The 23876-nt window shown below is 72.8% G+C and carries 25 protein-coding genes; 14 read left to right on the top strand and 11 right to left on the bottom strand.

Annotation, left to right across the window (positions count from 1 at the left end):
- Positions 1–140: 140 nt before the first annotated feature.
- A complete protein-coding gene (locus tag ACZ61C_RS12235; protein ID WP_465305818.1) occupies positions 141–1502 on the top strand; it encodes an MFS transporter in 1362 nt (453 codons plus the stop codon).
- Complete coding sequence (locus ACZ61C_RS12230) at positions 1503–2510, top strand: hypothetical protein (protein ID WP_465305816.1); 1008 nt, start codon at positions 1503–1505, stop codon at positions 2508–2510.
- On the opposite strand, the gene ACZ61C_RS12225 is transcribed toward ACZ61C_RS12230, so the two are convergent.
- The 3 genes from ACZ61C_RS12225 to ACZ61C_RS12215 all read right to left on the bottom strand — a co-directional run bounded on the left by ACZ61C_RS12225 (position 2477) and on the right by ACZ61C_RS12215 (position 5180).
- On the bottom strand, positions 2477–3268 hold the full coding sequence (locus ACZ61C_RS12225; RefSeq protein WP_465305814.1) for an IclR family transcriptional regulator: 792 nt from the start codon (positions 3266–3268) through the stop codon (positions 2477–2479). The two genes, ACZ61C_RS12230 and ACZ61C_RS12225, sit on opposite strands and share 34 nt — an antisense overlap.
- A 103-nt stretch (positions 3269–3371) precedes the next feature.
- The gene (locus tag ACZ61C_RS12220) at positions 3372–3539 is read right to left on the bottom strand and encodes a hypothetical protein (RefSeq protein ID WP_465305812.1); all 168 of its coding nucleotides are present in this window, start codon (positions 3537–3539) and stop codon (positions 3372–3374) included.
- 444 nt (positions 3540–3983) lie between these two features.
- The gene (locus ACZ61C_RS12215) at positions 3984–5180 is read right to left on the bottom strand and encodes a hypothetical protein (protein ID WP_465305810.1); all 1197 of its coding nucleotides are present in this window, start codon (positions 5178–5180) and stop codon (positions 3984–3986) included.
- A 110-nt stretch (positions 5181–5290) separates the two neighbouring features.
- Between ACZ61C_RS12215 and ACZ61C_RS12210 the strand changes: the two genes are divergently transcribed.
- The gene (locus tag ACZ61C_RS12210; RefSeq protein ID WP_465305808.1) at positions 5291–5446 is read left to right on the top strand and encodes a hypothetical protein; all 156 of its coding nucleotides are present in this window, start codon (positions 5291–5293) and stop codon (positions 5444–5446) included.
- On the opposite strand, the gene ACZ61C_RS12205 is transcribed toward ACZ61C_RS12210, so the two are convergent.
- Entirely contained in the window at positions 5410–6363 is a 954-nt protein-coding gene (locus tag ACZ61C_RS12205) for a hypothetical protein (RefSeq protein ID WP_465305806.1), read from the bottom strand. The genes ACZ61C_RS12210 and ACZ61C_RS12205 overlap by 37 nt on opposite strands.
- A 190-nt stretch (positions 6364–6553) precedes the next feature.
- On the opposite strand from ACZ61C_RS12205, the gene ACZ61C_RS12200 reads away from it, so the two are divergent.
- Genes ACZ61C_RS12200 through ACZ61C_RS12180 form a run of 5 tightly spaced genes read left to right on the top strand, consistent with a single transcriptional unit; the run spans position 6554 to position 10172 of the window.
- Positions 6554–6802: a PLD nuclease N-terminal domain-containing protein gene (locus tag ACZ61C_RS12200; protein ID WP_465305804.1), complete on the top strand. Its 249-nt coding sequence runs from the start codon at positions 6554–6556 to the stop codon at positions 6800–6802.
- The gene (locus ACZ61C_RS12195) at positions 6799–7701 is read left to right on the top strand and encodes an ABC transporter ATP-binding protein (protein ID WP_465305802.1); all 903 of its coding nucleotides are present in this window, start codon (positions 6799–6801) and stop codon (positions 7699–7701) included. The genes ACZ61C_RS12200 and ACZ61C_RS12195 overlap by 4 nt, the downstream gene beginning before the upstream one ends.
- Positions 7698–8381: a hypothetical protein gene (locus ACZ61C_RS12190; protein ID WP_465305800.1), complete on the top strand. Its 684-nt coding sequence runs from the start codon at positions 7698–7700 to the stop codon at positions 8379–8381. Before ACZ61C_RS12195 ends, ACZ61C_RS12190 begins: the two co-directional genes overlap by 4 nt.
- A 25-nt stretch (positions 8382–8406) precedes the next feature.
- Positions 8407–9531 (top strand): sensor histidine kinase, encoded by a 1125-nt coding sequence (locus ACZ61C_RS12185; protein ID WP_465305798.1) that lies wholly within the window; start codon positions 8407–8409, stop codon positions 9529–9531.
- Positions 9528–10172, top strand: coding sequence for a response regulator (locus tag ACZ61C_RS12180; protein ID WP_465305796.1), 645 nt, complete (start codon positions 9528–9530; stop codon positions 10170–10172). Before ACZ61C_RS12185 ends, ACZ61C_RS12180 begins: the two co-directional genes overlap by 4 nt.
- 3 nt (positions 10173–10175) lie before the next feature.
- Here ACZ61C_RS12180 and ACZ61C_RS12175 read toward each other — a convergent pair whose 3' ends face one another.
- From ACZ61C_RS12175 to ACZ61C_RS12155, 5 genes are read right to left on the bottom strand one after another with little or no spacing between them, the layout of a single operon-like run.
- A complete protein-coding gene (locus ACZ61C_RS12175) occupies positions 10176–10733 on the bottom strand; it encodes a PadR family transcriptional regulator (RefSeq protein WP_465305794.1) in 558 nt (185 codons plus the stop codon).
- Between the two features lie 6 nt (positions 10734–10739).
- Complete coding sequence (locus ACZ61C_RS12170) at positions 10740–11129, bottom strand: nuclear transport factor 2 family protein (RefSeq protein WP_465305792.1); 390 nt, start codon at positions 11127–11129, stop codon at positions 10740–10742.
- Positions 11130–11146: 17 nt separating this feature from the next.
- Complete coding sequence (locus tag ACZ61C_RS12165; protein WP_465305790.1) at positions 11147–11548, bottom strand: OsmC family protein; 402 nt, start codon at positions 11546–11548, stop codon at positions 11147–11149.
- Between the two features lie 22 nt (positions 11549–11570).
- A complete protein-coding gene (locus ACZ61C_RS12160) occupies positions 11571–12323 on the bottom strand; it encodes an SDR family oxidoreductase (RefSeq protein WP_465305788.1) in 753 nt (250 codons plus the stop codon).
- A gap of 55 nt (positions 12324–12378) precedes the next feature.
- On the bottom strand, positions 12379–13014 hold the full coding sequence (locus ACZ61C_RS12155; protein WP_465305786.1) for a sigma-70 family RNA polymerase sigma factor family protein: 636 nt from the start codon (positions 13012–13014) through the stop codon (positions 12379–12381).
- Positions 13015–13137: 123 nt separating this feature from the next.
- Between ACZ61C_RS12155 and ACZ61C_RS12150 the strand changes: the two genes are divergently transcribed.
- Together ACZ61C_RS12150 and ACZ61C_RS12145 are read left to right on the top strand one after the other, a co-directional pair.
- The gene (locus ACZ61C_RS12150; RefSeq protein WP_465305784.1) at positions 13138–13566 is read left to right on the top strand and encodes a cupin domain-containing protein; all 429 of its coding nucleotides are present in this window, start codon (positions 13138–13140) and stop codon (positions 13564–13566) included.
- A 96-nt stretch (positions 13567–13662) separates the two neighbouring features.
- Entirely contained in the window at positions 13663–14526 is an 864-nt protein-coding gene (locus ACZ61C_RS12145) for an RNA polymerase sigma-70 factor (RefSeq protein WP_465305782.1), read from the top strand.
- A 4-nt stretch (positions 14527–14530) separates the two neighbouring features.
- On the opposite strand, the gene fadD8 is transcribed toward ACZ61C_RS12145, so the two are convergent.
- On the bottom strand, positions 14531–16126 hold the full coding sequence (gene fadD8 / locus ACZ61C_RS12140; protein ID WP_465305780.1) for a fatty-acid--CoA ligase FadD8: 1596 nt from the start codon (positions 16124–16126) through the stop codon (positions 14531–14533).
- A gap of 372 nt (positions 16127–16498) precedes the next feature.
- Here fadD8 and ACZ61C_RS12135 point away from each other — a divergent pair, with 372 nt between their 5' ends.
- A complete protein-coding gene (locus ACZ61C_RS12135) occupies positions 16499–17743 on the top strand; it encodes an RNA polymerase sigma factor (RefSeq protein WP_465305778.1) in 1245 nt (414 codons plus the stop codon).
- A 28-nt stretch (positions 17744–17771) separates the two neighbouring features.
- On the opposite strand, the gene ACZ61C_RS12130 is transcribed toward ACZ61C_RS12135, so the two are convergent.
- Positions 17772–20057 (bottom strand): PQQ-dependent sugar dehydrogenase, encoded by a 2286-nt coding sequence (locus ACZ61C_RS12130; protein WP_465305776.1) that lies wholly within the window; start codon positions 20055–20057, stop codon positions 17772–17774.
- Between the two features lie 172 nt (positions 20058–20229).
- Between ACZ61C_RS12130 and ACZ61C_RS12125 the strand changes: the two genes are divergently transcribed.
- The 3 genes from ACZ61C_RS12125 (at position 20230) to ACZ61C_RS12115 (ending at position 23862) form a co-directional block, all read left to right on the top strand.
- A complete protein-coding gene (locus tag ACZ61C_RS12125) occupies positions 20230–20751 on the top strand; it encodes a PadR family transcriptional regulator (RefSeq protein ID WP_465305774.1) in 522 nt (173 codons plus the stop codon).
- Positions 20748–21428, top strand: coding sequence for an ABC transporter ATP-binding protein (locus ACZ61C_RS12120; protein ID WP_465305772.1), 681 nt, complete (start codon positions 20748–20750; stop codon positions 21426–21428). Before ACZ61C_RS12125 ends, ACZ61C_RS12120 begins: the two co-directional genes overlap by 4 nt.
- Before the next feature lie 361 nt (positions 21429–21789).
- On the top strand, positions 21790–23862 hold the full coding sequence (locus ACZ61C_RS12115) for an FtsX-like permease family protein (RefSeq protein ID WP_465305770.1): 2073 nt from the start codon (positions 21790–21792) through the stop codon (positions 23860–23862).
- Positions 23863–23876 lie beyond the last annotated feature (14 nt).

Genomic DNA, 23876 nt, shown 5'->3' with positions numbered 1-23876 from the left:
CTTTCGTTCGCATTATGAAGTCAAAGTTCACTATAAGACCGGCTGTCAACCCTGTGACCGCTCTTGTGTTCACGATTGGCGGTATTTAGAGTGACTCACGTTCGCTTCGTGAACATCTGGTTCGAAAACGGAGGACATTGATGTCCACACCGCCCAGCGCCGCAGAGACGGCCTCTCGTCCCGGCACCCCGCACGGCCCGGACATCACGAAGGTGCGGGCCGCGGTCCGCGGCGGCACCCTCGCCTACTTCGTCGACCAGTTCGACATCTACCTGCCGATCGTGGTGCTGGCGCCGGCGACGGCGTACTTCCAGGCGGCGAACCTCAGCGCGAGCACGACGGCCCTGCTGGCGTCACTCGTCTTCGCCTCGACGCTGATCGGCCGCCCGCTCGGCGCGGTGATCTTCGGCCACTTCGCCGACACCGTCGGGCGCAAGCGCACGACGCTGGTCGCGGTCGGCGGGTTCGGCACGATCACGCTGCTCACCGCGTGCCTGCCCGGGCACGAGACGATCGGCATGTGGTCGGTCGGGCTGCTCATCGCCCTGCGGTTCGTCGACGGGATCTTCCTCGGCGGCGAGTACACGACCGCGGTGCCGCTGGCGATGGAGTGGAGCCCGAAGCACAAGCGCGGGCTCTACGCGTCGATCATCACCTCGACCTCGCCCGCCGCGTACGCGGTGATCGCCGCGATCACACTGCTGATGCTGCAGCTGCTGCCCTCGGCCGGGCTGCACAGCGCGTACGTCCAGTGGGGCTGGCGGATCCCGTTCTTCGTCGGCGCGGCGCTGGCGGCCGTGCTGTTCCGCTACTACCTCAAGAACGTGCACGAGACGCCGGTCGAGCTGACCGGCGAGAAGCACAAGATGCCGTTCGTCCGGCTGCTGGTGAAGTACCCGCGGGCGCTGGCGCAGGTGTTCGTGCTGATGACCGGCACGTGGCTGGCGACCAACATGGAGGCCGCCGTGACCCCCGCGCAGCTGAAGGCGCACCTGCAGCTGTCGAGCAAAGAGGTCACGCTGACGATGCTCGTGATCAACGCCGCGGCGGCGCTGTCCTACCCGCTGTTCGGCCTGCTCTCCCAGCGCATCGGGCGGAGGCGGTTCTACATCGGCTACGGCCTGGCAGTGCTGGTGATCGGCGCCGGCTCCTACACGCTGCTGATGGCGTCGAACGGCGGTTTCGGCGCGGCGCTGGGCTTCGGGGTCCTGATCGGCGTGTTCACCGTCGGCACGTTCGGCCCGATCGCGGCCTACCTGACCGAACGGTTCCCGGCGGGCATCCGGTCGACCGGGTACGGCGTCGGGTACAGCCTCGCGCTCATCGCCCCCGCGTTCTACCAGTTCTACCTGCAGCGGTTCGACGGGGTCATGCCGGCGCACCTCGCCCCGGCCGTGCTGATCGTCCTGGCCGGCGCGCTGATCAGCCTCGGCGGGTTCCTCGGCCCGGAGACCAAGGACGTCGACATGGCCGACGACAGCACGATCCCGGCACTGTCCTAAGTGGAGCTGGGTGGGCTGGTTGCCGCCAACCCGGTGTGGGTCGGCTCCTCCGAGCTGACCATGACCCTCGACGGCATGGCCGCCTGCGTCGACGCGGGCGCCGGCGCCGTCGTGGCGAAGTCGGTGAACGAAAGCGCCGCGGCCCGCCGTCAGCTCGACATCGCGGACTACGCGTTCGTCTCCGGCGACCGGCAGGTGCGGCCACTGGGCCGGGCGTACCCGGGTGACGGCCTGCTGAACCGGTCCGGGCTCGCGCAGGTGGACCTGGACGACTGGCTCGGGATCCTGGCCGCGGGTATCGCCCACGGCGCGGCGCGGGGCTGCCCGGTGGTCGGCAGCATCACCCTCGGCGACCCCGCCGCGGCCGCGCGGATCGGGCGTGCGCTGGCTTCCGTGGTCCCGGCGGTGGAGCTGAACATCGGGGCGCCGCACGGCCGTGAGGCGCGCGCGGTGCGGCAGCTGACCGAAGTGGACGGTGTCCACGACGCGGTGCGGACCGTGCGTGGGGCGGTCGACGTCCCGTTGTTCGTGAAGCTGCCGGGCCAGGCCTCGGACGTCGTCGCGCTGGCCCGCGCGGCCCGGTCGGCGGGCGCGGACGCGGTCGGGCTGGTCGGCCGGTACCCCGGTTTCCTGCCCGACCTCGACGGCGGCGCGGTGCTGGGCTCGTGGGGCGCGTGGAGCTCACCCGGGTGCCTGCCGATGAGCCTTTACTGGGTGAGCAAGGCTTTCCAGCAGCTCGACGTGCCCGTGATCGGCACCAACGGCGCGCGCACCGCGGCCGACGTGCTGCGGTTCCTCGCGTCGGGCGCCCGGGCCGTCGAAGTCGTGACGGCGTTGTGGATCGGCGGCCCCGCCGTGCTCCGGGAGCTGGTCGACGGGGTCACCGGAGTCGGTGACGACTTCGTCGGCAGCGCCCTGGCGGGAGCCCGCGAGTACGCGGACGTCCCGCCGCCGCCGAACCCGGCCTGGCTGCCCTACACCGCGCGCTGGACGTCGTCCGGGCGGTAGTGGCCGCCCAGCTCCTCGGTGAGCTCGCGCGCGGTGTTGACGACCACGCGCAGCTCGGGCGTCTCGTCGGCCATCGACAGGGTGTTGTCCGGGCCGACGATGGCCAGTGTGGCGCAGATGCCGTACTCGTCGAAGACCGGCGCGGCCACCGCCACTATTCCGGGCGTGCTCATCGCCGAGCAGTGGCCGACCGCGCGCACCCGGTCGACGTCCGCGCGCAGCTCGTCGCGTGCCGTGCCGGAGAGAGTGCCGATCAGCCGTTCCATCGACAGCTGGTCGGCGTGGTAGGCGAGGAAGACCTTGCTCTGCGCGGTGTCCAGCGGCAGGTGGCTGCCGACCCGCACGGACACGATGACGATGGTCGAGGCGTTCTCCTCCACCCGCGAGACCACCGGGCCGGTGAGGCCCCAGAGGCTGAGCACCACGCTGGTCTGCGTGGCGCGCGAAAGCGCCTGCATGTGCCGCGGCGCGAGGTTGACCACCCGGCGGTGCCCGATGGCGAACGCGCCGAGCTGCAGCAGCAGGCCGCCGGGCACGTAACCGCCTTCGGCGCTGCGCTCGAGGAGCCCGGCCGCGACGAGGGAAGTGCAGTACCGGTACGCCGTGGTGCGGTTGAGGCCGAGCCGTTCGGCGACCTGGGTCGCGGTGACCTCGGGGGTCGCCGGGTCGAACAGCGACAGGATCTGGCTGACCCGGCTGACCGCCTGGATGTCCGCCTGGTCCCCGCGCGTGTCCGGGGACCGCGTCGGTTTGGTCACGGGGGCCTCCGCCGGAAGTCTGGAATCACTGTTCACTTCGTGAACACGGACATCAGGCTACCGGACCGGAGGGAGATCCGGTCGCTGTCCGGCCTCGGGTGGCTCAGCCGGCCAGGCCGACGTGCGCGAACGTCAGCATTGCGCCGGGGCCGACCAGCAGGCAGAGTCCGAGCCCGCCGAGCAGCGGCTCGTCGTCCCGGAGCATCTTCACGAACAGGCCGACGGCCACCACGACGACGGCGGTCAGCAGGGTCGACACGACAACGGACATGGTCCCGTCCTTCGGGCAGTAGTGAGCGCGACACCGCGGAAAGCGGCGCCGGGTAAGGGATCAGCTCACTGAGGACGGCGGTGCCCGGGCCGGGTGCGACGTCGGGACCGCGTCGGCCGCGAGGTGGCGATCGGCCGTGTCGACGCGGAAGACCGGGGAAGCCGGGCCGAAGCCCAGAGCGGTCGGGAGGACGGCCCACGGGACCGGCGTGGGCACGGCCGGGACGCGCAACGGCGCACCCCGGCCGGAGATGAGGTCGTGCGTGGGCGGGGCGGTGATCGCCGCCCGGCTGTCGGTCGTAGGAGTGCCCGCGTCGAGCGCGGGTGCGGCGCCGCCGAAGAGCAGGAGGACGGCGAGCAGCAGACCGAGGCGGGCACGCGGTGCCCGCCTCGGTGCTGGGTGCTGTCCGGTTCGTCCGATGTGGTCAGGCTACCGGCCGGGGGCTCAGCCGCCGCCGTAGGTGGCCTGGGTCACCGCGAAGACGTTGCGGTTGCCCGCGCCCTCCTGCAGCGACCACAGCAGGTCGGCGCTGGTGTCGTCCTCCCAGTAGGAGAGGCTTTCGCCGCTGCCGACCCACGGGAACGTCGACGAGCCGGCCGACGGCGTCCAGTAGTACAGCTGCTTCTGGCCGGACGAGTTGAACCACCAGCGCCCGTTGTGCGACGCCACGCCGTTGAGCTTGTACCAGGGCAGCTGCAACGCCTGGCTCGCCGTCGTCGTGGCGGCGAAGGTCCCGGACGAGGCGAACGGGTAGCGGATCGCCCGCGGCGCGCGGTTCGGGTAGTCGGTGCAGCCGGACGGGCAGGTGTACTCCGTCATGACGATCGACTTGCTCACCCGGTCGAGCGAGATCGACGACCACGCGAGGTTCGTGCCCGACGTCGTCGCCGACGTGACCGTGCCGACCTGCGGCAGGACGTAGGCGTAGTTGTGCGCGTAGTACGTGCTGCCGGTGGCGTGCCCGATCTGGTCGGCCGTGCCGCCGGAGTCCGTCTTGAGGATCTTGCGCATGTCGAACACGCGCATGCCCCGCCCGGTGTCGGCGACGTAGAGGTAGTCGCCGTACCAGGACACCCCGCCGGCGTGGATCGGGATGTCCTTGAAGTCCGGCGCCGCCGCCGTGCCGGTCGGCTCGACCAGCAGCACCTTGCGGTACTTGTTCGGGTAGGTGGCGTCCCAGTCGGCCAGGGTGATCCGGCTGCGCGCCTGGCCGCCGTCGCAGCCGTCCTTGGTGTACCAGCTGACCAGCACGAGCTGGTGCCCGTCGTAGTTGCCGCTGTTCGCGGTGCCGACCGCGTCCCGGCTGGTCGTGATGCCCTGCGGGTAGTTCGCGCAGTCGGAGTTGTCGCCCGAGTCGAACCGGAACCCGGTCGAGAGCCCGGCGACCGAGAACGACGACGGCAGGGCCGTGCGGTCGTGGTTCGCGTTGTCCATCACGGTGTGGACGGCGGCGGTGCCGAGTGTCGAGACGAGCGCCGAGTTCACGGCGTCGAACTGGTGGTAGTTCGCGTTCAGTGTGTACTGCGTGGCCGGCAGGGTGGCCGGTCCGGCCGCGGCCTGGGCGGCCGCCGGAGCGGCGAGCAGGCCCGCGAGCACCCCGGCGGCGAGTGCCGCCTGGGTCCATCGGTGGCGCGATGTCATGAGACCCCCAAGTAGTCCGATGTGGTGAGAGCGTTCCACGTCGTCTCACATTGAGACCGGTGTGGTCCGGGCGGTGTGCTGTGATCACATCCGTCGGGAAGGAGACGCTGATGGCCGACGACGCCGAGCCCGGGCCGCCGGGTGACGAGCACCGGGTGTGCCTCGAGCGCGCCTGCCGCACCCTGGTGCTCGCCGGGTGGCAGGTCGACCTCGACGGGGACGACCGCGCTCACCAGCCGGACGGGACGTACGCCCAGCCCAGGTAGTCGGAGCGCTGCGCGTAGGTGCTGGTCTGGTACACCGACGGGCCGGTGCTGATCGCCACGCCGCCGCCGAGCGCGAGCATGATGTGCCCGTTGCTGGTGGTGCTGGTGAAGAACACCGCGGCGCCGGCGGGCGCGACCGAACCGGTGTGGATGCGGCCGTTGTTCTTCTGCCACTGGTAGTGCGTCGTGGCGCTGGCGAACCGGCCGCTGGTGCCGAAGGCGCGTTCGACGAACAGCTCGCACTGGTTGTTCCAGTCGGTGTGGCCGAGGCGGGCCTTGGCGAACGCGATCGCGCTGTCGGCGCGCGGGTCCGCGGGGTTGGCCGAGCCGCCCGGCTTGAGGCCGTCGGTGTCGCAGTGCGGGACGCCGCTCACGAAGCCCTCGGTCCCGGTCTTGACGAACTCGTCCGGCACCCACAGGTCGTCCGCGGTGAAGTCCCAGATCTCGTCCTTCGCGGTGGCCTGGCAGACCACCGGCACCGAGGCGCCGGTCAGGTACTTGTCCGCCACGCTGCCGGCCGCGTCCGCCGCGTCGCCCTTCTTCGCGCGGCCGTTGAGGTCCGCCTTCGCCGGGTACGCGTGCGGCGTGGTGCACTGCGGCGCGACCATCGACGTCGAGCCGGTCTTGACGTAGGCGTCCGGGATCCAGAGGCCGTCGGTGGTCAGGTCCCAGATGCTGCTGCCGCCGTAGGCCGGGCCGCTGTCCTGGCAGGCGAGGGTGACCGAAGCGCCGGACTGGTACATGTTCGCGATGCGCTGCGCGCCCACCGCGACGTCCGGGTCCTTGACGGTGCGACCGTCCACTGTGGTCGTGACCGGGTAGGTCGGGGCGGCCTGCGCCGCGGGCGCGGCGGCCAGCCCGGTGACCGCGACGGCCAGGCCGACCGTGGCCACCGCCGCCTTGAGTGTGGTTTTCACGTTTCCTCCATCGGGATGTCGGGAGGGATCGTGGGCGGCCGCCGTACAAGAGCCGTACAACGGCGGCGGGTGAGCCTAGTACTTTCCGCCTATCCCGGCGTCGCCGAAGATCCGATGTGCGTGCCCGCGGAACCGGCGATCGTGGTGTCAGGAGCCCGCACCCGGCGGGCCGCAGCCCCGGAGGAGACCCATGCACCCGGCCGCCCTGATCCAAGGCCACGAGGAGACCTGGTCGTGGCTCGTGCTCGGCCTGACCGGCGCCGTCGTGCTGGCCTTCGTCGTGCTGTTCCTGGCCGCGCTCGTCAGCATCCTCGGCTCCCGGCTCACCGGCGGCATGAAGCTCGTCTGGGTGATCTTCGCCTTCTGCGCGCCGTTCCTGGGCAGCCTGCTGTGGTTCGCGGTCGGCCGGCGCGACGCGTACGTCCCGGTGCGCCGATGATCGTCGCGGAGGGGCTCACCAAGACCTACCGCGGCGGCGCCGGTGTCGACGACCTGTCGTTCACCGTGCGGCCCGGTGTGGTGACCGGTTTTCTCGGGCCCAACGGCGCCGGCAAGTCGACGACCATCCGGCTGATGCTCGGCCTGACCCGAGGCGGCGGGCACACCACTTTCGGCGGCCGCCCCTACGCGCGGGTGCCCGGTCCACTGCGGACGGTCGGCGTGCTCACCGACGCTGCGGCCGTGCACCCGGCGCGGACGGCCGCGGCGCACCTGCGGATGGTCGCCGCGGGCGGCGGCCTGCCGGCCCGGCGTGTGCGCGAGGTCCTCGCGACCGTCGGCCTGGAGTCCGTGGCCCGCCGGCCCGCGGGCCGGTTCAGCCTCGGCATGAAGCAGCGGCTCGGCCTCGCCACGGCGCTGCTCGGCGACCCCGAGTACCTGATCCTCGACGAGCCGGCCACCGGGCTCGACCCCGAGGGCGTGCGCTGGATCCGCGACCTGCTGCGCCGGCTCGCGGGGGAGGGGCGCACGATCCTCGCGTCGTCACACCTGCTCGCCGAGATGTCACTGCTGGCCGAAGACCTCATCGTCATCGGCGCCGGCCGGCTCGTCTCGGCCGGGCCGCTGCCCGAGTTCGTCCGCCGGCACGCCCGCGCCGACGTCGTCGTCCGCGCCGACCGGCCGAGCGTGCTGCTGATCGCCCTGGCCCGCGACGGGCTGCGTGTCCGGCAGGAAGCCGCCGAGCTCGTTGTCGAGACCGCCGACACCGGCCGGGTGGCGGCGATCGCCGGCCGGGAAGGCGTCGGGGTGCGTGAGCTGTTCGTGCGGCAGAGCGGGCTGGAGGACGCCTTCCTCGCCGCCACCTCCGCCGCCGTCGAACACCGGGGGGAGGCGTCGTGAAGAACGCGCTGGCCTACGAATGGGCCCGGGTCCGGTCGCTGCGCTCGACGTGGCTGCTGCTGGTCGGCGCCGGGGTGCTGCAGTTCGCGTCCGGCCTGTACTGGGGGCTCAAGCGCGACCTCGGGGACCTCGACGCGTTCACCTCGGCGTTCGGGCTCGTCGACCGGCTGGGCGCGCTGCTGGTCGCGGCGGTCGGCGTCGCCGCGTTCGGGCTCGACCACCAGCACGGCACGCTCGCGACGACCCGGCTGGTGCTGCGCTCGCCGGCGCGGATCGTCACCGCGCGGGCCCTGGTCACCGCCGGGCTCGGGCTGCTCGCCGGCCTGCTGATGGTGGTGCTGACCGCCGCCGGGGTGCTGACCGGCGGGGGAGCCCTGCCCGCCGACGCGGGGGCGGCGGGCAGGGCGGCCGCCGCGGTGCCGTCGCTGACCGTCCTTTCCGGACTCGCCGGCGTGGCGCTCGGCGGGCTGCTGCGCCACACCGGGCTCGCCGTCGGCCTGTTCGCGGTGTGGGTGTTCGTCGCGGAGACGAGCTTGGCGGCGCTGGCCCGCGTGCCGGTGACCGCGCTGCCCTTCAGCGGCACGGCGCTGTCGGCGGCCACCGGGACCGCGGTGTACGCGGCGCTGGTCGTGGTGGCCCTGGGCGCGACGGCGTTCACCCTGGCACGTCGTGCCGGCTGAGCGGGCGCGCTCTACCCTGGTCGCGATGAAGCGGTGGCTGAGCTGGTGGGACGGCCGGGTCGTGCTGCTCGCGCTCGACGTCGCGGTGGCCGCGGCCGTGATCGTGGTGAGCCTGGCCGGCGGCGACCCGCGAGACCCGCACCCGGCGCTGTACGTGCCCGCGGTGGTCGTCTCCGGCCTCGCCTTGCTGGCCCGCCGCCGGTACCCGTTCGTGGTGCTGGTCGTCGCGGTCGCCTGTCTGCCGGCCGGGGTGACGCTGCTGCCGATGACGGTGGCCGTGTACTCGGTCGCCGCCCGGCACGGCGTCGGGGTGCGGACCGGTGTCGCCGTCGTCGCCGCCGCGGTCGCCGGGAAGCTGTTCCGGGTCTTCACCGAGCCGGTGAACCTCACGACGTTCGCGCTCGCGCTGGTCATGTTCGTGCTCGGGCCGGTGCTGGCCGGGCTGTGGATGCACCAGCGCGCCGCGCTGCTGGCCGTGCTGCGCGAGCGGGCCGACGAGGCCGAACGCACCCGGACGCTGCTGGCCGACCAGGCCGTGTTCGCTGAACGGCGGCGGATCGCGCGGGAGATGCACGACGTCGTCGCCCACCGCGTCACGGCCGTCGCGCTGCAGGCGGGCGCGCTTTCGCTGCGGGCTCCGGACGAGAAGACCGAGCAGGCCGCCGAGACGATCCGCGCCACCAGCGCGACCGCGCTGGACGAGCTGCGGGGCATCCTGCGGGTGCTGCGCGACGACGCTCCCGCCGGCGAGGCGAACCCGGGGGTGCTGGCCTCGCTGGAGGACCTGGTGGACGAGGTCACCGCGACCGGGGGCCGGGTCGAGCTGGCGCTGCCGGACCCGCTGCCGGTGGTGCCGGACCAGGTCGGCCGGGCCGTCTACCGGGTGGTGCAGGAGTCCCTGACCAACGCGGGCAAACACGCGCCGCACGCGGCGGTCGACGTCCGGCTGGCCGTCACCGGTGACCGGCTCGCGGTGGAGGTCACCAACCGGCTGACCCCGCACGGCAGCGCCGTCCCGGGGTCGGGCTACGGGCTGGTGGGGATGCGCGAACGGGTGGAGCTGGCGGGTGGCGAGCTGCGGACCGGCCCGACCGGCGACGGCCGGTTCCGGGTGGCGGCCGGGTTCCCGGTGGGTGAGGAGGCCCCGTGACGGTCAAGGTCGTGCTGCTGGAGGACGAGGAGCTGGTCCGCAGCGGCATCCGGATGATCCTGGAGTCGGCCGACGACGTCGAGGTCGTCGCCGAGGACACCGACGGCTCGCGGGCGGTGGAGCTGACCGACCGCTTCCGGCCGGACGTCGTGCTCACCGACGTCCAGATGCCGAAGGTCGACGGCATCGAGGTGGTCCGCCGCCTGGCCGGCCACCCGGCGGCCCCGGCGGTGGTGGTCCTGACGACGTTCGACGTCGACGAGTACGTCTACGCGGCGCTGCGGCACGGCGCGGCCGGGTTCCTGCTCAAGGACACCCCGCCCCGCGAGCTGGTCACGGCGGTCCGGGTCGCGGCCCGCGGCGAGGCGATGCTGTCCCCGAAGATCACGAAGCGGCTGTTGACCGACTTCGCCTCCGGGGGCGGGACCTCCCGGGCGCAGGCGAGGCTGGCGGTGCTGACCCCGCGCGAGCACGACGTGGCCGTCCACATCGGACGCGGGCTGAGCAACGCGGAGATCGCCAGGGCGCTGGTGGTGAGCGAGTCGACGGTGAAGGTCCACATCGGACACATCATGGCGAAGCTGGAGGCGGCGAACCGGACCCAGGTGGCGATCGCCGTCCACGACGCCGGGCTGAGCTGAGGCCTACCTCGCCGCGCGGCGGTCCAGGATCTTCGCCGACTGCTCGCACCACCGCAGGTTCTCCCGCTCGAACGACAGCCCGCGCATCAACGTCAGGTACGGCCCGATCCGCTCGGCCTCGGCGAGGTAGTCCTCCTCGAAGCGGCCGTCCAGGAGCCGGGCGCGCAGGCGCTCGTAGCGGGCGATCTTGTCCTTCGCACGGGTCATCCGCTCCTCGAGGGCGCGCCGGACCGCCGGCTCGTCACCCGCGTCGAGTGCCTGGACCTGCACCATCAGCTCGTCGCGGATCACGCCGGGCCGGGGCGGTCGCGAGGTGAACTCACGCAGGGCGTGCCGGCCCGCCTCGGTCAGGGCGAACAGCCGTTTGTCCGGCCGCCGCTCCTGGTGAACGAGGCGGGCGTGCACCAGGCCGCCGGACGCCATGCGGTCGAGCTCGCGGTAGAGCTGCTGCGGGGTCGCCGCCCAGAAGTTCGCCACCGAGGCGTCGAAGCCCTTCGCCAGGTCGTAGCCCGACGCCTCGCCCTCGAGCAGCGCCGCCATCAGCGCGTGCCGGAGTGCCATACTCACCTAGTTGAGCGCTTCGCGCTGGATCTGGCCGAACTGCGCGGCCATCGCCTCCGACAGCGCCTGCGCGGCCGAGAGCGGGCGGACCATCACCGTGAACTCGTCGATCAGGCCGTTGTCGTCCAGGTGCAGGAAGTCGCAGCCTTCGACCCGCACGTCGCCGATCCGGGCCTCGAAGACGAGCGCGTGGTCACGGCCGTCACCGCCGGTCAGCTCACGCACGTAACGGAAGTCTTCGAACACCCGGAGCACGCCCCGCAGGATCGCGGCGGTGATCGCCTTCCCCGGGTACGGCCGGAAGGCCACCGGGCTCCGGAACACCACGTTCTCCGCCAGCGCCGCGGCCATGGCGTCGGGATCACGGGCCTCGACGGCCTTGCGGAAGCTGCTCATACCCACACCTCGCATAGTCAACTAATTGAATAGTCTCCCGGAGCATACGGCTGGTCCCCGCCGGCCACCAGCCTGGTGTAGGGACAGAGGGTCTTCGCCCGCTCGACCAGGTGCGGCGCCACGCCGGTGACCACCACACCGGCGTCCAGCCGGTGGCCGCCGGCCGGGTCACGGCCGACGGCCACCGTCACCGCGACGGTCACCGCGGCCGGGTCGACGCCGGCCTCGCGCGCGAGCACGCTCACCGTGCCGTGCAGCGAGGCGGCGTACCCGGCCGCGAACAGCTGCTCCGGGTTCGTGCCGTCGCCGGCGCCGCCGAGCGCGGGCGGAAGCCGCAGCTCGACGCACAGCCCCGCGTCGGCGGAACGCGCACGACCGGACACCCGGCCGTGCGCGAGCGGACCGCTGGCCACCGTCACGGTGGTGGTGTAGAGGGCGGGGTCAGGACCGGGAATCGTGGGCCAGCCACTCGGCGAGCGTGGTCTCCGCGAGGCGCGCGTCCGGGCCGGGCAGCAGGTCCTCCGGCCCCGGGACCGCGCCGAAGTACGGCGCCGCCGGGTCGGTGACGACCTCCCGTGCGTCGGAGCGGGCCGACAGCACCCGGCGCACCCACTCGTCGAGGCCGAGCACCTCGGGGCCCGCGACCTCGGCGACCCCGCCGATCGGGCTCCCGGCGACGGCCCGGCCCACGGCGGCGGCGACGTCGGCGGCCGCCATCGGCTGCACCCCGGCGCCCGGCAGGTGCACCTTGCCGTCGGTCGTCGACCCGTCGGCGATCCCGCCGGCGAACTCGAAGAACTGGGTCGCGCGCACGATCGAGAACGGCAGGCCCGACTCCGTGATCAGCTCTTCCTGCGCGACCTTCGCGCGGAAGTACCCGACGTCCGGCTGGCGGTCGGTGCCCACCACCGACAGCGCGACGTAGTGCCCGGCACCCGCTTCCCGCGCGGCTTCGGTGAGGTTCCCGGTCGACGTGCGGAAGAAGGCCATCACGTCGTCGTCGGCGAACGACGGCGAGTTCGACACGTCGACGACGACGTCCGCGCCCTGCAGCACCTCCTTCAGCCCTTCGCCGGTCAGGGTGTTCACCCCGGTGCTAGGAGCGGCGGGCACCGCCTCGTGGCCGTGCTCGGCCAGCCGTGCGACCAGGTTCCTGCCGATCAGACCGGTTCCGCCGATGACGACGACCTTCATGTCCGTTCCCTCCGCTCGGCGCGCTCCCGGTGGGCCCGGGACGGCTGCGCACCCACTACGACAAGGCCGCGTCCGCGTTCGTGACGAAGTTCCGCACCTTCACCGGGTTGAGCACCACCCACAGCTCGGTGATCACCCGGTCGGCGGCCCGCCACAGGACGATCGCGCCGACCTCGCCGGCCACCTGCACCACCAGGCCCGTGCCGCCGTTGACCGCTCGTTCGCGCACCCGCGTGCCGGGTGCGGGCGCGAGCAACGCCAGGACCGCGGCGGTGACGGCGGCGCGCCCCCGCACCGGCCGGTCCGCCGTGCGCACCTTCCCGCCGCCGTCGAACCAGGCGGTGACACCGTCCGCCAGCAGCGCCCCCAGCTCTGTCACCGATCCGTGTTCGCAGGCGGCGCGCACCCGGCTCGCGAACTCGTCGGACGGCGGTGGGCAGGCGGCCGCGCGGGACACCGGTGGCTCGGGGCGTGGGGGAGCGGCGAGCCAGTGAACGCAGCGGCGTCCGGTCGTGCGGGTCAGCCACGCGCCCGGCGAACCGACGGCGGCGCGTTCCGGCCCGGTGAGCGCGTACCACGCGCGGTACGCCTCGTCGACGACCCGGCCGGCGCCCGGCCCGGTCAGCCAGTCCGCCACGGCGAGCAGGTGACGGCGTTCGGCGAGCAGCTCGGCCAGCGGGGGATCGGCCATGCGCGGCGCTCCTTTCGGCTCGCCCTTTCGACAAGGCGGCCCGCCCGGGTGTGACGCAGGTCGTGTCACAGCCGCGGCACACGTCTTGTCCGAGTAGTCGAGCCGACCTTCAGGGAGGAAGCGATGACCACCTACACCCACCCCGCCGGACCGCCGCCGAAGCTGGACCTGGTCGCCACCGTGGCGGGCGCGCCGCAGATCCACGAAAACGCCGAGGCGATGACGATCCTCGTCACGCTGCCGCCGGGCAGCCCGGGCGCGCCGCCGCACCGACACTCCGGCCCGGCCTACGGGTACGTCGTCAAGGGCGAGATCGTGTTCGAGCTCGAAGGGGAGCCCGAGCGGGTCGTCAAGGCGGGCGAAGCGTTCTGGGAGCCAGGCGGCGACGTCATCCACTACCAGGACGGAAACCACCTGCCCGACGCGGAATCCGCGTTCGTCGTGACGATGTTCTGCGTGCCCGGGCAGCCGATGCTGGTGCCGGTCGGCGCGGAAGAGCTGGAGCGGCGCCGCGACCGGCGGGCGCCGCGCGGCGTTCGCCCCAACGGCTGATCACCGGCTCGTCCGCCCCGGGAACCGGACGGTGGCGCGTACGCTGCCGTCCGGTCACCCCATCCGAAACCCCGCCCCCGGAAGGAATCCGCGCGCATGGAGGATCTCGACGACGCGGCCGCCGTCTTCGCCGGGGTGCGGCCGCGGCTGTTCGGGATCGCCTACCGGATGCTGGGCAGTGCCGCCGACGCGGAGGACCTCCTGCAGGAGGTGTGGGTGCGCTGGCAGCTGTGCGACCGGTCCGTCGTGACCAACCCCGGCGCCTACCTCGCGACGACGGCCACCCGGCTGGCGATCAACGCGACCAGGACCGCTTACGCACGGCACGAAACCTACATCGGCCCGTGGCTGCCGGAGCCCGTCGACACCTCGGCCGATCCCCAGCTCGGCGCCGAACGGGGCGCCGCGCTGGAGCTCGCCGTGCTGCTCCTGCTGGAAAAGCTGACCCCGACCGAGCGCGCCGCCTACGTGCTGCGCGAGGCGTTCGACTACCCGTACCGCCAGATCGCCGAGATCGTGCAGACGACCGAGGTCGCGGCGCGCCAGCTGGTCAGCCGCGCGCGCAAGCACCTCGCGGCGGAACGGCGCGCGCCGGCCGCGCCACCCGAGCAGCGGCGGCTGCTGACCGCGTTCGTCGCCGCGGCCCAGGCCGGCGACCTGCCCGCCCTGGAACGGCTGTTCGCCGCCGACGTGGTCAGCTACTCCGATGGCGGCGGCGTCGCCCGTGCGTCGCGCATCCCGGTCCGCGGCGCGACCACCGTCGCGAAGTACGTCCGCGCGTTCGCCGACCGCTTCTGGACCGGCGTGGAGGTGACCCCCACCCACGTGAACGGCGCGCACGCGATGCGCCTCACCCGCGACAGCGAGGTCTTCGCCGTCGTCACGATCACCGCGTCGGCCGAAGGCATCGACCAGGTCCTCTGGATGATGAACCCCGGCAAGCTCGCCTCGGCCGTATAACGCCCTACACAGTCGCGCTCCGGGGCTCGTACTGGGCGCGCAGGGCCTTCTTGTCCGGCTTGCCCAGCCCGGTCATCGGCAGGGACGCGGCGACGATCACCTGCTTGGGCACGTGCACCGGGCCCTTGCGCTCCCGGACCGACGCCTGGATCTCGCCCGTCAGCTTCTCGATCGCGGCCTCGCCGGAGTCGGCGTCCGAGCGCAGGACCACCACCGCCGTCACGGCTTCGCCCCACTTGTCGTCGGGCGTGCCGATCACGCCGACCTGCGCGATCGCGGGGTGCTCGGCGACGACGTCCTCGACTTCGCGGGGGAAGACGTTGAACCCGCCGGTGACGATCATGTCCTTGACGCGGTCGACGATGAACCAGAAGCCGTCCTCGTCCTCGCGGGCGACGTCGCCGGTGTGCAGCCAGCCGTCGCGGAACGTCTCCGCGGTGATCTCGGGCAGGTTCCAGTAGCCGCCGGCCAGCAGCGGCCCGGCCACGCAGATCTCCCCGGGTTCGCCGGGGGCGACCGGGTTGCCCTCGGCGTCGAGCAACGCCGTGCGCAGGAAGGCCGACGGCCGGCCGCACGAGGCCAGGCGCGCGTCGTCGTGGTCGCCCTTGGCGAGGTAGCTGATCGCCATCGGCGCTTCGGACTGGCCGTAGTACTGCGCGAAGATCGGCCCGAACCGGTCGATCGCCTCGCGCAGCCGCACCGGGTTGATCGACGCGGCGCCGTAGTAGACCGTCTGCAGCGAGGACAGGTCGCGGGTGCGCGAATCGGGGTGGTCCATCAGCGCGTAGAGCATGGTCGGCACGAGCATCGTCGCGGTGATCCGCTGCTCTTCGATGATGCGCAGCACGCCGGCGGGGTCGAACTTCGGCACCACGACCAGCGAGCCGCCCTTGAGCAGCGTCGGCGCGAAGAACGCCGCGCCGGCGTGCGACAGCGGGGTGCAGATGAGGAACTTCGGCGCCTCGGGCCACTCCCATTCGGCGAGCTGGATCTGGGTCATGGTCGCCATCGCCTGCGCGGTGCCCATGACCCCCTTCGGCTTGCCGGTCGTCCCGCCGGTGTAGGTGATCGAGACGACCTGGTCCGGCGGCAGGTCGGCGGGCGCCAGCGGGCCCGGCTCGAACTCCGCGGCGGCCGCGGTCAGGTCCGCGCCGACGTGGGCCAGCTCGTCGGGCACCGGCCCGATGGTGAGCACCTTCGTCAGGCCGGGCACCTTCTCGAGCAGGCCGAGCGCCCGGTCGACGAACGCGGGCACCGGGTCGATGATGAGCGTCGTGATCCCGGCGTCGCCGAGGATGTAGGCGTGGTCGTCGAGTGAGCCGAGCGGGTGCAGCGCCGTCCGGCGGGAGCCCTGCAGCTGGCCCGCGGCGATGATCAGCAGGACCTCGGGGCGGTTCAGCGACAGCAGCGCCACCGCCGCGCCGGTGCCGGCCCCGAGTGTTTCGAAGGCCTGGGCGTACTGGCTGACCTGCTCGGCGGTCCGGCCCCCGGTCATCGTGGTCTCGCCCAGCACCATCACCGGGGCGTCCCGGTGGCGTTTCAGAGCGGAGACGACCAGGTGACCGAGGTGGTTCGGATACCGCATCGGCTGCTCGTCCATCCCGGTTCCCTCCACGGCGCAAACTAGAACACGTTACTGTTTTTGACACTGTACCCGCCCCGCGCAAGACTTGTCCGCGCCGCGGCCCGGTGGAACGGGTTCCTGTGCCGGAAACGCCTGCCTGACCCGGCCGCCGAGCTGAGCCGAGCCGTTGCGAAGTCGGTTGTCAGTCCGAAATCCGGTGGCGGACGGCGGAAAAAGCGCGAGCTGCGCGTCCGGTGGCCGCCTCGGCGACGATTTCGGTGACCCGGCGTTGCTGTGGCCGACCGCGGTGCACATTCTCGACGGGCTCCGAACCTTGCATCCGGCCACCCGTTACGCCACCATGCACGATGTTCTGCACGTGCAAGCGCACGGGCGAGGGGATGTGTGGTGACCGACTTGGCACCGGCGATGACCGGTTCGAGCGACGCGGCTTTGATCGAAGCCGTGCGCGGCGGAGACATTGCCGCGTATGGGGATCTCTACGACCGGCACTACGTCGCCGCGCGGCGGGTGGCGGCCGCGATCGCGGACGGTGAGGCCGAGCGGGACGACCTGGTCGCCGAAGGATTCACCCGCGTACTGCGGATTCTGCGCTCCGGCGAGGGGCCGGACGAGGACTTCCGGCCTTATCTCCTCACCACCATCCGGAACACCATGATCAGCTGGCGCCGGCGCGACTCCGCCGTGTCCGTGGTCGCCGAGGTGCCGGACGTCCTGCCCGGCGAAGGCAGTGACGACCGTGTGGGCAGCCGGATGCACGCCTCCGTCGCGGCGAACGCGTTCGCGAGCCTGCCCGAACGCTGGCGCGCCGTGCTGTGGCGGACCGAGATCGAAGGCGAGTCGCCCGCCCGGATCGCCGAAGACTTCGGGATGACGCCGAACAGCGTCGCCGCGCTGGCCTACCGCGCGCGGGAAGGGCTGCGCCAGGCCTATCTCGACCAGCACGTCCCGGTGGCCCGCCGGCGCACCTGCCGGGACGTCTCCGGCCAGCTGGCGCGGTGGGTGCGGGACGGGATCGGCGACCACAAGGCGAACCGGATCACCACCCACCTCGCCCGCTGCGCGGAGTGCCGCGAGCTGGCCGGCGGCCTGCGGCAGCTGAACGAAGAGCTGCCCGCCGCCGTCGCGCCGCTCATCCTCGGCGTCCCGCTCGTGACGCAAGTGTTGTCCGCCACCGGATCCCTGGCTTCCTCCGGCGCCACGAGCGCGTCCGCCCTCTCGTGGGTCACCGCGGCGAAGGTGGCCGCCGCCGGCGCGGCGCTGGCGACCACGGTGACCATCGGCGCGAGCACCGCCGTCGTGGCGCCGCCCCCGGCTCCCGGCGGCGAAACCACGACGGTGCAACCGGTTCCGGCCCGGCCGGGCGGCGCGGTGCCGGCTGACGGGGGCCCGCGCGACACGTCGTCGGCGCAGCTGACTACGGCGCCGCCCGCCTCGCCCGACGAGACGGCCGCCGCGGCGGAGTCGGAGTCGGCGGTGGAGACCGGTGCGGCCACGAACGACAAGCAGGCGGCGAAGGAGTCGAAGCAGGCCGCGAAAGAGTCGAAACAAGCGGCGAAAGAGTCGAAGAAGGCCGAAAAGCAGGCGTCCAAGTCGGCAAAACCCGAGAAGACGAAGAAGCCGGAGGGATGACCCGGCCCCGCGGGGCCGGGTCATCCGCTCAGCAGGGCTGCAGCAGCCAGCAGAGCCGGTACTTCGCCTGATACGTCGCCCCCGCCGGCGGCGCGACGACGTTCTGCGCCCGCGCCCCGCCGTGCGCCCAGCTCGTGTAGGCGTACTTCAGGTTGAGCGGCGGCAGGTTCTGCGGGCTGTCCGCGCTGATCGAGTTCGTCGACCCGGCGATCACCGTCCGGGAGAACGGCGTGCGCTGCTGGGTCCCGCCGACCGTGAGCAGCGCCTGGTCCGGGTTCGACGTGAAGTTCAGCGTCACCGTCTTCGGCTGCAGGTCGACGGTCTTCGAGCCGGTCCGGCCCGTCGAGTCCGTCGCCGTCAGGGTCAGCTGCAGGTACGACGGGTACTCGTGGTCCGGCGTGACGAACGAACCCGAAGCCACCCCGGGGAAGTCCTGGACGTTGTGGGTGTGGCAGGTGCTGTTGGCCGCGCAGTGCCGGATCGCGAGCCGCCACGACAACGCCGACGGCGGCAGGGTGCCGTCCTGGGCGTCGATCGCGCGGCCGGCGAAAGGCACGGTCTGCCCGACCGACCAGGTCAGCGCGGCGGTGGGGGAGTCGATGACCGGCACCGGGTCGAGGCCCGCCGGGTTCCCGACGGTCACCCGGACCGTCGTGGTCGCCGTCGCGCCGTGGGAGTCGGTCACGCGCAGCCCCGCGTCGACCGCCGCCGCGGCCGTGTAGGTCCAGGTGGGCTGCGGGGACGTCGAATCGTCGTACGCGCCGTCGGCGTCGAGGTCCCACGCGTAGGTCAGCACGTCACCGGCGTCCGGATCGGTGGACGCGGTGCCGTCGAACCGGACGGCCAGCGGCGCCGGCCCGACCGGCGGGGTGGCGGTGGCCGCCGCGACCGGCGGGCGGTTGGTGCCGCCGGGGTAGCTCACCCGGCGCAGCTCACCACTGCCCAGGGCGACGTAGAAGACGTCGCCGCCCGGCCCGGTGAGCACCTGCACGGGCGCGTTGACGCCGGTCACGAACGGCACGATCCGGCTCGGGCTCGGCTGACCGTTCGCCGTCTGCATCGCCCAGATGCAGCCGCGCGAGGAGTCGGCGAAGAACAACGCGCCGGCGTAGGCGGCCGGGTAGTTGCTGCCCGACTCGAAGGTGATCCCGCTGATCGAGGAGCCGCCGGTGGGACACGGGTCGCTCGCGACGACCTTGGCGTTGTGGTTGTAGGCGTAGAACGGCGCGCTCTGCCCGCCGGCCGAGTACAGGGACTCGCACCGGTCGAGGTTCGCGCCGTCGTAACCGGCTTGCCGGGCGGCGCCTTCGAAACACGGCCAGCCGAAGTTCTCCGCCACCGCGTCGCCCGCGTCGGCGACCCGGTTGATCTCTTCCCAGGTGTTCCAGCCGACGTCACCGGCCCACAGCTCGCCGGTGCCCGGCCGGAACCCGAACCGGAACTGGTTGCGCGAGCCGTAGGCGATGACCCGCCGGGCGTTGGCGTCGGTGCCGCTCGCGAAGGGGTTGCCGGGCAGGCCTTCGCCGGTGTCGGGGTCGAGGCGCAGCAGCGTGCCGTTGAGCAGCACCGGTTGCCCGGCGGTGCGCCGGGGTGACTGCGACCGCAGCGCGCCGCCTTCGGCCGACGGCGGCGCGAGGTTGGTCCCGGCCGGCGAAGGCGGGTCTGCGCAGGGGTTCCCGACCTGGCCGTAGTCGGCGAAGTTGAAGCTCGCGCCGTCCCCGCCGCCGGCGTACAGAGCGCCGTCCGGGCCGAACGCCAGCGCGCCGACGGAGTGGCTGGGGAACTGCTGGCACCAGCCGGTGACGAGCGGCTTCTCGCTGACCGCGGTGCCGGCCGGGCCCATGGTCAGCTGCGAGACACGGCCGGTCACGACGCAGCCCTGGTCGGTCGCGCCCGGCGGGGTCGGGCAGGTGTCGCCCCACTTCGGCGCGGCGCCGCCGGGCAGGGCGTCGAGGGTGTAGGAGACGTAGACGTACGGGCGCGCGGGGAACGCGGGGTCGACGGCGAGCCCGAGCAGGCCGCGGTCCCAGAAGTCCTGGGTCTGCGTGCGGAGGTCGGCGAACACGGTCGGCGTCGGGTCGGCGAGGGAGTCGAAGACCTTGAGCAGCCCGCTCTTCTCGGCGATGAACACCCGCCCGTCGGGCGCGAAGGCCGCGGCGGTCGGCGAGCTGAGGCCGCCGATCGCGACGGTGTCGACGAAGCCGGTGGGAACGGCGGTGGCGGGCGGCGCGACGGCCACCGCGAGGGCGCCGGCCAGCGGCAGCACGACAGCCGCCGCCAGGGCGCGCCGGGATCTTCGGGACGAGGAACGCATGACGAACTCCTGAACGCCGGGGACCGGACAAAAGCGTCGAAGCCGTCCGATATGCCGTCGGACGTCCGGAAGGTGTTACGCCGGAACCCGAAAATGCCCACGAAACGCGCAAAAGATCACTATAAACGGGGTGTATAAACTCCGGCTATACACACCGTGTAGAGTCCTCGGCATGTCGATCGGACTCACGTTGCTCGGCCTGCTGGAGAACGGCCCCCGGCACGGCTACGACCTGAAACGCGCCTATGACGACCGGTTCGGGCACGACCGCCAGGTGCACTACGGGCAGGTCTATTCGACGCTGGCCCGGCTCCTGAAGCAGGGCCTGGTGGAGGCCGACGGGGTCGAGGTGGACGGCGGTCCCGAGCGCAAGCGCTACGCGATCACCGACGCCGGGGTCGCCGACGTCGGCAGCTGGCTGGCGACCCCGGAGAAGCCCGACGCGTACCTGCACAACACGCTGTACACGAAGGTGGTGCTGGCGCTGCTGTCCGGGCGCCCCGCGGCCGAGGTCCTCGACGTCCAGCGCGCGGCCCACCTCGACGCCATGCGCGAGCTGACCCGCCGCAAGACCACGGGTGACCTGGTCGACCAGCTGATCTGCGACCACGCGCTGTTCCACCTGGAGGCCGACCTCCGCTGGCTGGAGCTGACGGCGGCCCGGCTCGACCAGCTGGCGAAGGAGATCGCGTGAGCGAGGTCCTGCTGGAGGCGCTGGACGTCCGGAAGGCGTACGGGCCCACCGACGCACTGGGCGGCGCGAGCCTGCGGGTGCGCGCGGGGGAGATCGTGGCCCTGATGGGGCCGTCGGGGGCGGGCAAGTCCACGCTCCTGCACTGCCTGGCGGGCATCGTCCGGCCCGACGCCGGCACGGTCCGCTACCACGGCGCGGATCTGGCGGCGCTGACCGACCGCGGGCGATCGGCGTTGCGCCGCACGGAGTTCGGGTTCGTCTTCCAGTTCGGCCAGCTGGTCCCGGAGCTCACGTGCCTGGAGAACGTGGCGCTGCCGATGCGCCTGAACGGTGACCGCGCCCGGACGGCAACACCGCGAGCGCGGGCGATGCTGGCGGAGCTGGATCTCGAGGAGGTGGCGGGAAAGCGGCCGGGTGAGGTGTCCGGTGGCCAGGGCCAGCGGGTGGCGGTGGCCCGAGCCCTGGTGACGAATCCCCGGGTGGTGTTCGCCGACGAGCCGACGGGTGCTTTGGACTCCCTCAACGGCGAGCAGGTGATGCAGCTGCTGACGACGGCGGCCCGCGAGCGCGACACGGCGGTGGTCTTGGTGACCCACGAGGCCCGGGTGGCGGCGTACTCGGATCGTGAAGTGGTGGTCCGCGACGGCCGGACTCGAGAGTTGGAGATGACCCGATGACCGGGTGGGGGAGGAGCGGTCTGCGGCTCGGCCGCGAGGTGGCGTTGGTGGGCGGGCTGGGCGGCCGGAGGGCCGGCGGGATTCGGCATCGGCCCGTTGACTTGCCGCGCGGTGGCTGGAGGTTCGCGGCGGTCCGCCGTAGCCCAAATGACTTGCGGCTCGGAGGCTTGGCGCGCACGTCCGGCGCCCCGACTCCCGAGGTATCCCGATGATCCGCCGCTGGACAGCCGACCTTCTTCTCGGCGTTCGCCTCGCCCTCGGCGGGGGAGGCGCCCGGACCGCCCTCCTTCGCCTCAGCCTGACCGCCGTCGGTGTGGGGCTCGGTGTTGCCGTTCTCCTCGCCGCCACCTCCCTTCCGCACATGCTCGGCGCTCGAGGCGATCGTGGGGCCGCGCGGATGCCGATCGCCGAAGCCGTCGATGGCGTTGATCCGGTCTTCGCCGTCCAGCGGGACGACGAGTTCCGCGGCCGTGGCCTGGAGGGCTACCTCGTGCAGCCGACCGGCCCGCACCCACCCGCCGCACCCGGTGTCGAGCGGCTGCCCGGGCCCGGGGAAGCCGTCCTTTCTCCGGCGCTCGTCGCTCTTCTCGCCTCGCCGGACGGTGAGCTGCTGCGGCCTCGCTTCCCGCAGCGCGTCATCGGCACCATCGGCGACGCGGGGCTCACCGGGCCGAACGAGCTCTACTTCTACCTCGGCTCCGACACCGTCGCCGGGCAGCCGGAGGCCGCCGCCGTGGGGCGGTTCGGTGGGGAGCCCTTCCGGCGGGGCTTCGACGCGATCGAACTGCTGCTCGTCGTTGTGGGCGCGACCACCTGTCTCGTTCCGGTGTTCGTCTTCGTCGTCACGAGCACCCGGCTGGCCGCGGCCTCCCGGGACCGGCGGCTCGCCGCACTCCGGCTGGTCGGCGCCGATCGTGGCCAGGTGCGCCGGATCGCCGCCGGGGAAGCGCTTCTCGGCTCCTTCGCCGGGCTCGTGGTCGGCGGCGCGCTGTTCCTGCTCGTGCGGCTGCTCGTCCCGAAGATCACCGTGTCCGCCTTCCGTGGCGGAATCTTCGGCGACGACGTCGTGCCCGACTGGCGGCTCGGCATCCCGGTCCTGCTTCTCCTTCCCCTGCTGGCCTCCGCGGCGGCGGTCTTCGCGCTGCGGCGGGTGGTCATCGAGCCGCTGGGCGTCGTGCGGCGCGGCACCCGGCTGCGCCGGAAGTTCTGGTGGCGGCTGCTGCCCGCGGTCGCCGGTGGCGGGCTCATGGCCACCCGCGTGGGCAGCAGCGAGCCCGACGCCCTGGACCCCGCCGTCGTCGTCGGCGTGACCCTGGTCCTGTGCGCCGTCCCGGCGCTGCTGCCGTGGCTCGTCGAGCGGCTCGCGGGCCGGCTCCGCGGCGGTTCGCCGGCCTGGCTGCTGGCCGTCCGCCGGATCCAGCTGGACACCGCGACGGCCGCGCGGCTCGTCAGCGGGATCGCCGTGGTGCTCACCGGATCCATTGCCCTGCAAGGTGTTTACGCCCGCGCCGAAAGCGACCGGCCGCCGCCCACCACCGTCCGCGTCCTCGCGACCTTCCAGGCCACCACCGTCCCCGACGCCCAGGCCTTCACCGCCGCCCTCCACCGCCTGCCCGGGCTCGGCGACGTGCCGGTGCGGACCCGCGGCCTCGTCCGGACCGAGGCCGGGCAGCAGACTCCGGTCTTGGTCGGGACCTGCGCCGAACTGGGTCTCGCGGACTGCCACGACGGTGACGTCTTCGCCGCCGGGACACCCGCGGCCGGCGGCCACCGCCCGGCCCCGGGCGAGCAGGTCTCCTTCACCCGGCACTCGGACACTCCACAGTGGACGATTCCGGTGGACGGCTTCCACCTGGCGCCCGGCGACGGGCCGATGGAGCTGCTGGTGACCCCGGCCGCGCTCGCCACCGCAAAGGCCGTCGCGCTGTCGGCGTCGGCGACGATCGCCGCCGCGGACCCGGCGCTCGTGGAAGCCATCCGCAACACCGTGGGCTGGAACGGGAACGTCAGCTCGCTGGGCACCGAACGGGACGGCACCTACGCGCTGATCACCCGCGTGCTGTCGGTGGGTTCGGTCCTGGTCCTGCTGCTCGCCGCGGGCAGCCTGCTGATCGCGGCGTTCGAGCAGCTCCGGGAACGGCGGCGCAGCCTCGCCACGCTCCGGGCGAACGGCGTCGGCCACGGGGTGCTCGCCCGGTCCCTGGTCTGGCAGCTGGCGATCCCGGTCGCGGTGGCCGTCGTCGTCGCGGTGCTCGCCGGGCTCGGGCTCGACTGGGCGCTGCTCACCCTGGTGCTGCACCGCCCGATGGCCGTCGACGCGGGGATGATCGGCGTCCTTTCGGCGACCGCCGCCGCGGCGGTCCTGGCCGTCACGCTGGTGACGCTTCCGGCGCTGTGGCGGACGTCGAGCCTGGAGCACCTGCGCGAGGAGTGACGGAGTGTGCCAGC

The organism is Amycolatopsis sp. NPDC104587, assembly GCF_055583645.1.
The sequence above is the reverse complement of the archived record's forward strand: the minus strand, read 5'-3'. Positions and strand labels throughout refer to the sequence as shown.